This is a genomic window from Maritimibacter sp. DP1N21-5 (assembly GCF_019218295.1).
Taxonomy (GTDB): domain Bacteria; phylum Pseudomonadota; class Alphaproteobacteria; order Rhodobacterales; family Rhodobacteraceae; genus Maritimibacter.
Genome location: NZ_JAHUZF010000002.1, coordinates 87793 through 100092, shown reverse-complemented (window position 1 = coordinate 100092; position 12300 = coordinate 87793). Strand labels below are relative to the sequence as shown.

Genomic DNA, 12300 nt, shown 5'->3' with positions numbered 1-12300 from the left:
TTATGCACCCGCTGCCGGAGCACGGGTGTTGTTCTGGAAATCGACCGAGGTCACGAGGCTGCCGGACTTGCCCAGGACCTCGTCGCGCGGCCCAAAGGCAGCGAGGCGTCCGTTGTGCACGACGGCGACCGTGTCCACGGCGGCCAGCACGTTGGTCCGGTGCGCAACCACGATCACGATGCCGCCGCGGTCGCGGATGGCGGTGATGGCGGTGTTCAGCGCCTGTTCCCCCTGCGCGTCGAGCGCGGCGTTGGGTTCATCGAGAAGCACGACGAAGGGCTCGCCATAAAGCGCCCGGGCCAGACCGATCCGCTGACGCTGACCAGCCGACAGCCCTGCCCCGCCGGATTCGACGCGGGTCTCGTAGCCGTCGGGCATCCGGGCGACCATCTGGTGCACCCCGGCGAAATCCGCCGCCTTGCGCACGAGCTCGCCGTTTCCGTTCTCGGCCATGCGGCCGATGTTGTCGGCGATTGTGCCGGTGAAGAGGTTCACCTCTTGCGGCAGGTAGCCGATGAAATCCCCGCGCATGGACGGGTCGTAGTGATCCAGCGCGATCTCATCGAGGCGGATGCTCCCGCGCAGCGGCGACCAGACCCCGGCCAATGCTCGCATCAGCGTGGATTTCCCGCCGCCGCTCGGCCCGATGATGGCAAGCGCCTGGCCCGCCTTCAGGTCGAAGGTCAGGTCGCTGATCAGCACGCGGCCGGATTCCGGCGAAGCCACGGTCACGTTCTCGACCTTGAGGCTCGCCTTCGGCAGCGGATGGGCCATGGTTTCGCGCGACCGGTCCCAGGCAGCGAGCGTGTCGCGAAGCTGCTGGTAGGAGTGACGCGCTCCAAGGATGTTGCGCCAGTTCGCGATCACCTGGTCAATCGGGGCGAGCGCCCGCGACGAGGCTACGGAGACCGCGATGATCGCACCTGCCGACATCTGGCCGTTGATGGTGAAATAGGCACCAAGCCCGAGCAGGCCCGATTGCAGGATCATGCGAAGCACGCGGCTGTAAGACGAGATCGTCGATCCCGCGGTTGCGCCACGGGTCTGATAGCCGAGATGTTCGTCATTGAGCGCCTCGTAGCGGTGCACCGCACGATCCGCGACACCCATGGCCGCGATCACGTCCGCGTTCCGGGCATTCGACTCTGCTGCGGCGTTGCGGGCGACCAAGGCGGACTGCGTCGCCTGCGTCAGATGCCGCGAGCGCAGTTCGGCCACGACCGTGAGAAGCGCCAGAACCACGGCGCCGGCGGCCGTCACCAGCCCGAGAACCGGGTGAAGCATGTAGACGAAGATCAGGAAGATCGGCATCCAGGGCAGGTCGAAGACCGCCGAGGGCGCTCCGCTGCTCAGGAACCCGCGCAGGTTGTCCACGCTGCGCGACCGCTCCAGCGCCTCGGTCGTCGAATAGCCGAAACGCGGCATGTCGATGGCGATGCGGTGGGCGATCGGCGTCAGACGATGATCGAGCCGCGCCCCGAGCTTGACGAGGATGTGCGACCGGATCGCATCGAACGAGCCGTGGAAGAGATAGAGCGACAGCGCGAGGATCGACAGGAAACCCAGCGTCTCGACGGACCCCGACGTGAGCGCGCGGTCATAGACCTGCATCATGTAAATCGAACCGGTCAGCGCCAGAACGTTGATCATCCCGGACAGGATGAAAAGGAAGATTGCAAGCCGACTGAAGTCCTTGCGGATCATCGCAGCGGCCTTGAGGCGGCTGCGGAAATCGGTGGTGTTGCGCGAACCTTGCATGAAACTACTCCGAAAAACTGACCTTCAGGTCCTTGTTTGGTCCGGCCCCCCCTGAGGGGTCTTGTGGGGTGCGGGGGGGCCGGTGGTGCTGGCGGATCAGAATGTGAAGTCGCCAGCCCCAAGCGTGTGACGGCTGTTGACGGTCAGCGAGAAGTCCGCTTCGCCGTCATCGTCGACGTGACCCTGGACCAGCGTGGCGCCGTCCTCGGTCTCGGAGAGTGTGACCAGACCCGCGGCCGGGCTGGCGCCCTGGGCGGCCAGAGTGAAGGACTGGTTGCCCACCACACCGCGCACAGCGTCGATCCCGGACAGGTCGATGGTATCGCCCGGCTCGAAGTCGAGGATGTGGTCGCCATCTGCGGCCGTCTCGCTGTTGAAGCGGTAGGTGTCGTTGCCTTCGCCGCCCGAGAACGTGTTCGCCGCATCGCCCGCGATGATAACGTCGTCGCCGCTGCCGGCTGCCACGTTCTCGATCGAGACCAGACGGTCCACGGTGTCCCCGATGGTGAGCGTGCCCACGTCGGGTGCCGACAGGTCGACCCGCGCGCCGATGTTGACGGCCGTGATGTCGAGCGTATCGGTCCCTTCTCCGCCGAAGACGAAGTCAATGGTCGCATCATCCGAGAGGAAGAAGCGGTCATTGCCAAGGCCGCCGAAGAGGGCGTCGGAGCCGTCGCCACCGTCGAGCATGTCGTCGCCGGCACCACCCACGAGGGCATCGTCGCCGCCTTCGCCGAGGATCAGATCGTCGCCTTCGCCGCCTTCGAGCGTGTCACGCCCTTCGCCGCCGCGGATCAGATCGTCACCCGCACCGCCGGTGAGGACATCATTGCCGTCCGTTCCGAGAAGGACCTGGGCGGTAGCGGTTTCGGTCGGGGTCTCTTCCCCACCCGTTTCCTCGCCGCCGGTTTCTTCACCGCCGGTTTCCTCGCCTCCGGTTTCCTCGCCGCCCGTCTCTTCGGTCGGCGTTTCTTCGTCGGGCGTCTCATCCGTCGGGGTTTCTTCCCCACCGGTTTCCTCGCCCGTCCCCGGAATGTCGTCGGCGTCCACTTCGATCACCGGCAGGATGATGCCCGCGTCTTCCATGTCCTGCGAGAAGACATCTTCCTGAAGGCCCTGGATGCCAGTGTTACGCATCACGATATCGGCCAGGCTCTGCCCTTCGAGGAAGTTCTCGTAGACCGGAACGTTGTCCATCCGTTCGGCGTAGTAGAACCGGTCACCTTCCTGCAGACGGTCGAACTGTTCGTGGATGATGACCCAGAAGGTCTGCCCCACGACACCGCCGTTGATCCGCTTCTCGGCCAGCCCGCCGACCCAGAGATCGACCCGGTCGATCCCCTTGATGGTCACCGTGCCGTCCTCGTTGATCAGGAAGGGCACATCGGGGTTCGCCGCCATGAAGATGCCGATCGATTCACCCTGAAGGATGAGGTCCGGATAGGCCTCCTTGAACCGCGCGATCAGCTCATCGGACACGTCGTTGCGTTCCTGATAGTCCTCCCACGAGGTGTAGGGGCTCAGATCCCCGGCGAAACCGACCGCTTCGGAGACATAGGGATTGTCCGAAGCCGAGAGCGCCGCACGCACCTGGTTCATGGTGCCGATCCCGAGGTCCCATCCCCGTGCCACGTTGAACGAGAAGAGATCAGCGTTGATCCGGACGAGGTCGTTGCGCACCGCGTCGGTCATCGCCACGTCGATCGCCTCGGACGCCTGACCTGCCAGACCGCCAAGGATCTGCGCCGTGCCGTATTGGGCATAGCCCGGCTGCGGTGCGTAGCCATAGGCGGACAGAGCGTCCAGAGCGTCCTGACCCGTCAGCATCGGCGCCGGTCCGGCCCCGTCGGGATCCATGGCGAAGGCCATCGGATCGTTCGTCGGGTTCAGGAACACGTCGTAGAGAGGCACGTCACGAGGTTGGCCGTTCTCGTCGAGAATGGTGAGGGTCTGGCCGATCATGGTGTGACCCACGCGATAGGCCGAACCCGCGAACTCGTAGCTGATGCGCGCATCGACATCCGGGTTGTATTCGGAATGGCCATGCGTGCCGTCGCCCATCATCCCGCCGAGGAGCTTGTCGGCGAACTCGTTGAACACGACCCGCTGATATTCGGTCTCGTTCAGGATTTTCGCCGCCTGGAACAGGTCCTCCTGGGTGCCCTCGAAGCCCGCGTCGATCAGTTTTTCGACGTGGAAGTTGTGGTTGCGTGCCCAGATCGTGTGGAGCGAGGTGAGCCCCACGTTCTCGTTCACCCGGCCGTCGCCACCGATGTAGTGATCAAGCAGCGACATATAGGGGTTGGTGTCGATCAGAAGCGGCCAGCCCTGCCCCATGAAGTCGGTGGACAGTTCGGCCACGACCAGCGGGTTGTAGGACCCGTTCACCACGAGGTCGGGATAGTACTCGAGCAGGGTGACGTCGCCCATGTCGGTTCCACGGAAGACCGTTCCGGCCTCGATGTGGTGATCGAGCGCTTCGCGCAGCGTCGAGAGCAGCTGGTGGCCCGGTGCCGAGGGATCATCCTCGCCAAGGAGCACCCGCATCCCGACACCGCCTTCTCCGTCGCTTTCGCGCAGGAGCTGGCCGATCAGGCTCGAGGAGCCGTAGACCTGGTTTTGGTCGACGAAGGGCGAGGTGATGTTGTTATGCACCGGATTGCCGTATTCGTCGTAGCCCACAACTTCCGCGCGGGTCAGGTCCGCCGGGTTGTCCGACGTCGGCGAGCGAAGCGATCCCGGTCCGCCGATCTCGATGGTCCCGTTCGCCGCGTTCTTCTCGATGAAGGTCAGGCCGTGGTCGAAGTATTGACCGAAGGCCATGAAGAACATGTTGGCGTCGGTTTCGGTGGCGGTCCCTTCCGCCTGCTTGCCCAGCAGGTTCGAGATATCCCGCGCATCCAGACCTTCGAACATCGGGTTGACGAGCCGGTTGCCGGTCTCTTCATCCACCATGCCGTAGCGGGCATCGGTCAGGCGGATATAGGCCTCCCCCGCCGCGCCCCAGCCGGCGTTGGTTTCGTTGTTGTCGCGACCCGTGAGGTCACGCACACCAACCACCGGCACATCCACGCCATTGTCGTCTTCATCGTCGTCGTCGCCCTGCGGAGCGTTCGGCATCACGCCGCGGACCATGGCCTCGAGCGCCGCGATGTCTTCGGGCGTGAGTTCATAGGCCCCCGGCTGTTCGCCGGTCAGAAGCTCGCCGGTCTCCTCGTCGAGGGTGCCCAGCAGTTCGAGCTGCGCCGCCTCGGGCGTGCCGTCCACCGCAAGCCTCGGCTGCCCGCCGCTTTCGGTGTAACGGATCGAGTTCACGCCATCCGACAGGGTGACCAGACCGTTCTCGTCCACGGTGCGGACAAAGGCCGCCGCATCGCTGCCTTCCGGCAGGAGGATGACGTCCTGCGGACGCATCCCACCGACGATCATGTCGTTGCCACCCTCGCCCCGGAACACGATCCGGTGCGCCGAGTCGAGCAGACCCACATCCACCGTGTCATCATCGCTGCTGCCATTGATGGTGATCGTGTTGAAGTTGAGGCTGGTCGGCGAGAAGTCTCCTATCGGGATGACCAGGTCGAAACCGGGTCCGGTGTTGATGGTGATTTCCTCGATGTTCTGAAGCTCGGCGATCACCGCGTTTGCGTTGATCCCGTTCCGGGTGATCACGATCTCGGTCCCAGCAGCGAGAGTGGCAGTCGGGAAGAAAGCAAGGAACGTGCTGCGCGGCATGATGTAGAACTGTTCGTTCGAGTTGTTGCCGTTCACCGTGAACCGGTCACCCGCGCCGCCGTTGCCGCCGCCGTTGATGATGTCCCGGCCATCGCCCACGAACCAGATGAAGTTGTCGTTGCCGTTGCCACCGATCACGGTGTCATTGCCACCGCCAGCGTCAACGTTACGACCTGTGTTGCCTACAAGGATGATGTCGTTGCCATTTGTGCCGGACAGAGTGCCGGTCGTGTCGACCGAGACGACCACATTGCCTTGAGCCTCACCGGCACTGTTGGCAACGGTGTAGTCGAAGTTGCCCGTTCCGTTGTTGGTCTTGTTGATCGTCGTCGTGGAGCCGTTGTGGCCTACGTTCAGACCGTTGGAGTTGCTGTCCACACCCGTGATCGACAGGCCCAGGTTGTCGGGGTCCACGTCGTTCGCCAGAAGGAGCGCATCCGCGAGGTTGTAGGTCCCGGTGCGACCCAGGATCACCCGGTCCGCCGTCGCTTCCGGCGGCTCGCCCTGCGGCACGATCCAGTCGCCATCCGCAAAGCGCAAGATCTCGACGTTGGTCAGCCGGTCCGTGCCCTCGTTTTCGAGTTCGCGGCCCGTGGTCGGGTCAATGACGCCGGCCGTGGCCGTGTTGTGCGTGACCGTGAGCGACCCGTCGCCGTTCTCGGTGATCGTGTAGTTTTCCTGGATGTCCCAGTATTCCACGATGTCGACGTCGCCGTCCTGGCCACCATCCACGATTTCGCGCAGGGCGCTCAGTTGGGCCGGGACCACTTCGCGGGCGAAGAGGAGCTGATCCAGGGTCCGACCCCCGAAGAGCACCGAGCCGTCGGTCCCGATGACCTGACCGGCGAGGCTGATGGCGCGTCCCATCAGGCTTCCGTCAGGCGCGCTGACCGCGAGCGACACCGACAGCCACTTGTCGCCGTCGATGATGTCGTTGCCCGACCGGCCACGGATCGTGTCGGACCCGCCACCGCCAAGGATGATGTCCGAGCCGTCCGAGGTGTCCATCACGCCGACGAGGGTCTCGTTCGTGGTGCCATCGGGATGGGTGACATCGAAGCGCTGAAGATGCGCCACGAGTTCCCGCAGACCGGCGATCCGGTCGATGTTCTTCTCGAGCAGCGTGTTCGAGAAGCTCTCGATCGGAGCATTGGCCCCCACCTGAGCGGCGTTGCCGGCCACATCGGCGGCACCGTTCACCACCTCGCGACCTGTCAGGATGTCGTCGCCGACCCAGCCCGACAGACCTTCGACAAGGTCGAAACGGTCGCGCAGGATGTTGGCCTGCTGGTTGACGAAGATGCCGATGTTCATATCGGCGTTCACGTCATAGTTGTTGCCCTGATAGGACACCCAGTCGAAGCCGGCCATACCGTTGTTCCGGTTGACGCCGATACCCTGCACCATGATGTCGTCGCCGCTCTCGCCGTCAAAGTCGGTGTCGTTCTCGCCAGCGATCATCACGTCGTGACCGACGATCGTCGAGTTGAAGAACAGTTCCGAGTTGTCGCCAGTGAGCGTGTTCATCATGCCCTGGCTTTCGAGCCAGTCGTCACCTTCGTTGCCGAAGATGGCGCCACCGCCGGTGGGCGCACGGATGAAGTCGTCGCCAGCGCCGCCGAAGATGTCCTTGGCATCCTCGCCGCCGGTGATGACGTCGTTGCCTTCCGAGCCGAAGATCAGGTCAAGACCCATGCCGCCGTTGATGACGTCGTCGCCGTCTTCGCCGTCGATCACTTCGCCTGCACCGATATCGGTGCCGCTGTCGGTGATGATGTCGTCGCCCGCACCACCCAGGAGGTGGTCGACGCCATAGCCGCCGTCGATGCGGTCATCGCCATCTTCGCCCCAGATCGTGTCGTCGCCGAGACCGCCGGTGATCGTGTCGGCCTCGTTGGTGCCGCCGATCACGACATGCTCGTCGCCGAGATAGGTCAGGACATCGGTATCGCCGTCGCCGTCGAGGTCCTCGCGGACCACGAGCTTGTCATGGCCATTGAGTGCAGCGAGCACGTCAGCCTCTTTCGTCGGATCGGCGTTGCCAAGGCCTTCGTTGTACTGAAGCGCCTGGTTCATCTCGATGACGTAATCCGCCGTGGTGAAGGCCGCGCCCGGGACATGAAGACCGACATGTTCGGTGTCCGTCGTCCGGCGCATCAGCTCGGCGAAGCCGTCCGCTTCCAGTTCGGTGAGCAGGTTCATGCCCTGCGTCCGGCTGAGGTAGTAGAACCGGTCGCCAGCCTGCAGGTTCTGGAGCTGCATCTCGAAGACGAAGGAGAAGGTCGAGCCCAGCATGCTGCCGAAGGCCATGAGCGCCTCGGCCAGACCGCCGATCCAGAAGTCGACATGGTTGAGACCCGTTTCGACTCCGGCCCAGTCGCCCGTGCCGTTCACATAGTCGAGCCGCGCGGCACGTTCCGCCGCGGTCTCGCCCTCGGTGCCGAAGACCAGCGCCCAGGCCGCGTCCCGTTTGTCGGCCAGCGTCGTGGCATTCACGATGTCCTCATGCGTGCCGTAGGCCGCGATGAAGTTCACGATGGACAGGGGGTTCTTGAGGTTGGCCGCGAAGTCGGTCCAGCTCTCATAGGGCTTGAGCAGCGTGTCGTTGGTCTGCTCATAGAACTGACGACGCGCTTCGTTGAGCGACGGGATGCCGGTTTCACGGGCCCGCGCCATGTTCAGCGCGGCGAGGTCGAGCGGCAGGCCCAACAGGTTGTTGCGCAGCGCCTCGGTCATGAACTCGTCGATCTCGTTGCCGGCCAGACGCGTCATGCCGCGCAGGATTGCACCTGCGGCAGCTTCCGCATCCACACCCGCTTCGGCGAAAGCGATCGGGTTGAGGAAGGCATCGAGAAGCTCGATCTCTTCCATGGTCGCACCGTTCTCGGTCGCGTGGAGGAGGTTGACGGTCTCGTTCAGCATCGAGTGGCCGAAGCGATAGACCACCTGGGCGAACTCCTCGAAGATCGCGCCGTCGACCTGGGCCGAATGCGAGAAAACGAAGGGATCGACCGAAGGCGTGATCGTGCGGGCGAATTCCTCGAAGACGAGGTGCTGATAGACCATCTCGGTCGAGAAGCGCGCCGCCTGGAACAGGCGTTCACCGTCCCACACCAGAGAAGAGAGGTCGGCCGGCAGCGTGGTGATCGGCACGAGGAGCCAGTTGTTGAGGAAGTCGATATCGACAACGCCGGTGCCCTCGGCGGGCGAGGTCAGATGCTCGATGATCGCGTCGATCTGACGGTTGTGCTCGCCGTGGAACATCGTGTGGATCGAAGTGAGCGCGATATTCTCGTTCCCGCGCCCGTCACCGACGATGTAATGCGCGTCGAGGAGTTCGTCGTCGTATTCGGTCGCGATCCCGAACATGTTCGGGATGATCGGGTTGCCGATCACGTCGTCTGCGTCGGCGGTCACTTCGACCATGGGCGTCGCCGGGTTGCGGTCGTGATCGACCGGGCCCTTGGGCACCGCGTTGTGCGCGATGTCGTCGATGAAGCCGCGTGCAGCGCTGAGCGCATCAAGCCCGGAGATCGGATCGTCGAGGTCACCTTCAACCGGACCGGAAGCGGTCATCATCTGCGGCAGACCATTGGCGCCCCGCACGAACTCGCCGTAGAGGTCCGTGACCAGAAGCGGCACGGAATGGACGTTCAGGTCGTGCAGCTCGATCCCGAGCATGTTGAACGCCTGTGCCTTCACGTCGGCCCAGGTCGGCGGGCCACCAGCGGCCCCTTCGAGCATCTTGCCGGTGGCCATCGGGCGGCCATCCACCATCACGTATTCCCGCAGGAACACCTGGTGAGACGGGTTCGAGGTATAGACCTGGTTCAGGTCCACCCAGGGTGTCGTCTGGTTGTTGTGGTCGCGCACATCGTCGGCGGTGCCGAGGATACCGTCCGCGCCGGGATCGTTGGTGGCGCGGGTCAGGACCATGAAGTTGGTCGGGCTGCCTTCCACGTAAAGCGGATCATCCGGGTTGAGCGGGATGATGACGTTGCCGTTCCCACCCTTGTTGGTCAGGTCGAGACCGTGGTCGAAGAACTGACCGAAGATCGTCATGAAGCCGTTGAACGAGGCCGACGATCCAAGGTCGGTCGCGACGTTGCGGATGAAGACCGAGTCGCCTTCAAGCTCGATCCCGTGCTCTTCCAGCACGACGCCGAGCGCGGCTTCAGCGAGTGCGGCGGCGGCTTCCGCGGCGGCGGGCGCGTCGGCCTCGGTCGCATCGGTGGTCGCGGTGGCAAGGGCGGCATTGGCCGCGTCGAGCTCGCCGCTCGCATCGGCGACCGCCTGATCGGCGGCCTGCGCTGCGGCCTGGGCAGCGTCGAACTCGGCCTGCGCCTCGGCAACCTCGGTCACCGCGTCACCAAGGGCGCCAGCCGCCTCAAGCGCGGCTTCCGCGTCCGCAAGGGCGGCCTGCGCATCGGCGAGTGCAGCCTGATCCGCGTCCAGCGCGGCCTGAGCGTCAGTGACCGCTTGCTCGGCAACCGCGACTTCGGCCTGTGCGGCAGAAACGACATCGGTCTGTTCGGTCACGAGGTCCGCTGCGACACCGGCTGCGGCCTGCAGGCTTGCAAGCGCGGCAGCTGCCGCGTCACGGGCCGCGACCGCCTCGGTGACGGCCGTATCAGCGGCAATCGCGTCGGCCAGCGCGGCTTCCGCATCGGCCAGCACGCCTTCGGCAGTGGCGATGTCCGCAAGGGCCGCGTCATGCGCGGCCTGCGCGGCGGCAAGGTCCAGTTCGGCTTGGGCAAGGTCGGCTTCACGATCTGCGAGCGTCGCCTGCGCGGCGGTGAGCGCGTCGGCAGCGGCCACGGCATTGGCTTCCGCCTCCGCATCGGCGGCCACAGCTGCATCATGTGCGGTCTGGGCCGATTGCTGTTCTTCAAGTGCGGCCTGATAGGCGGCCGAAGCCGCGAGGATGACGGCAAGGTCGCCACCCGCCACCGCTGCGCCCAGGTCGGCGAAGGCCGCATTGGAGGCCGCGACGGCAGCGGCGAGGTCAACGGTCGCCGCATCGAGAGCATCCTGCGCGGCAACGGCGTCGGCATCAGCGGCGTCTTTGGTCGCCTGCGCTGCATCGGCAGCAGCCGTGGCGGCCGCGACGTCGGCTTCGGCGGCGGCAACCGCCGCTTCCGCATCCGACAGGGTGATCGCGGCAAGTGCGGCATCGGCCTGTGCCGCCGACAGATCGGCCTCGGCGGTGTCGACAGCCGCCTGTGCCAGCGCGACATCTGCCGACACCGGGAGCGCGGCAAGAGCCGCTTCGGCATCGGCGAGAACAATTTCAGCCGCCGTGATGCGGGCAGCGATGTTGGCGACGAGTGCCTGCGCGGCGGTCAAGGAAGCGAGTGCGGCGTCGAGCGTGGCCTCGCGGGCCTCAAGTTCGGCGATGGCAGTGTCCAGATCAGCTTGCGCGGCATCGGCGTCGTTCTGCGCCGCGTCCAGCAAAGCCTGCGCCGAAGCGACTGCCGCCAGGGCGTCGATCACGCTGCCGGCGTTCGGATCTTCGGCCAGAAGCGCGGCATTTGCCGCATCGAGTCGGGAAATCGCAGCGGCAAGGGCGGCGTCGGTCACGTTTTTCTGGCCAACGGCATCGGCGAGGGCGGTAAGTGCGGCGTCGACAGCCGCCTGTGCATCCGCCAGAGCGGCATTCGCGGCGGCAACCGCCGCCGGATCGGCAGGGCCAGCCGCGGTGGCAGCGGCACGCGCGGCCTGCGCCTCGCGGAAGGCAGTGAGAACGGTCTGAACCGCGGCGAGCTGTTCGGCGCCGGTGACACCGTTCACGGCAAGCGCGGCCGCGATGGCCGCCGGGTTATTCAGCGTCTGATCCGCGACAAGGTTCGAAACGGTCCGCGGCTGGCTGTCATAAACCGAGCCATCCGCCTGCTGATAGCTGGTCGGTTGTCCGGTGCGCTGGTTGATTTCCGCATCCGCGTAGTTCGGCGTGAGCAGCCGGACCATGACCTCGTCCGAGGCGCCGAAGCGCTCCATCCCGGGTTGGAAGTTGTTGAAGCTGCCGTCGACGGTGCGAAGGCCGTAGGGAACCAGCGGGCTCGAGAGAAGCTGGGCCAGGGCCGCGCCCGGGTCCATGCCTTCATTGATGAGCCGCGTGTGTTCTTCCGAGAGTTGGATCTGAGCAAGGATGTGCGCGAGATCGTTCGTGTTCAAAGTAACCATTTGAATTTCCCCCAAGTAGAAAGTTCAGCCGGCGTCCGGACGGATCGCGGCCATCATTGGGGAAAAAGCTGATGCGATTCTCGGATTCGAACGAATCCATTGGTCGGGCGCTTTTTGCGACGCAGGTCAGGCCGCGGCCAGACCCTGGTCCAAGGGTTCATTCGACCAAGGTCAGAACCAATAAGGAGACTGGTTCTTCCGGCTTCATCCTAAAGTTGATTGATCTTCGCCATGATCTTGCCACGATGATTCTGTTAGCAAACCGATTCGCCTGTCAGGGGCTCGTCGGCACGGCGCCAGGCGGTTTTCAAAGCTCAAAAACCCGCTCGATTGCGCTTAAAACATCAACAATCGAACATCATCGGAATCACAACTGAAGCACAGTGACGCATTTGTGAGGCTCGTTGAATCCATTGTTTCACAATGATTTAGGTCCATCGCCCCTGCCGTTCGAGCAGGTTCGGACTTCCAGATTTGCGTGCGGCGTTCTTAAACCGTTTGGTGAAATTCCCAAGTTCTCGTAATTATGAGTTGGGGAGTAAGAGTAAACGGTTTCGATGTTGTGAACGCCGCGGTTATTTCGCCGCACAAAGGCGTTCACAACCTGTTACGGGTGCAAATTGACTA

General features: G+C 64.3%; 2 protein-coding genes. Both read right to left on the bottom strand.

All coding sequences use genetic code 11. The features are described 5' to 3' along the window. Nucleotides 1–1758 (bottom strand): type I secretion system permease/ATPase, encoded by a 1758-nt coding sequence (locus tag KJP29_RS01015; RefSeq protein WP_218461680.1) that lies wholly within the window; start codon nucleotides 1756–1758, stop codon nucleotides 1–3. Nucleotides 1759–1854: 96 nt separating this feature from the next. Beyond that, entirely contained in the window at nucleotides 1855–11673 is a 9819-nt protein-coding gene (locus KJP29_RS01010) for a peroxidase family protein (protein WP_218461679.1), read from the bottom strand. Nucleotides 11674–12300 lie beyond the last annotated feature (627 nt).

Excerpts from the sequence above, each read along its gene's own strand:
- KJP29_RS01010 (WP_218461679.1), bottom strand. The coding sequence starts at position 11,673 with ATGGTTACTTTGAACACGAACGATCTCGCGCACATCCTTGCTCAGATC.
- KJP29_RS01015 (WP_218461680.1), bottom strand. The coding sequence starts at position 1,758 with ATGCAAGGTTCGCGCAACACCACCGATTTCCGCAGCCGCCTCAAGGCC.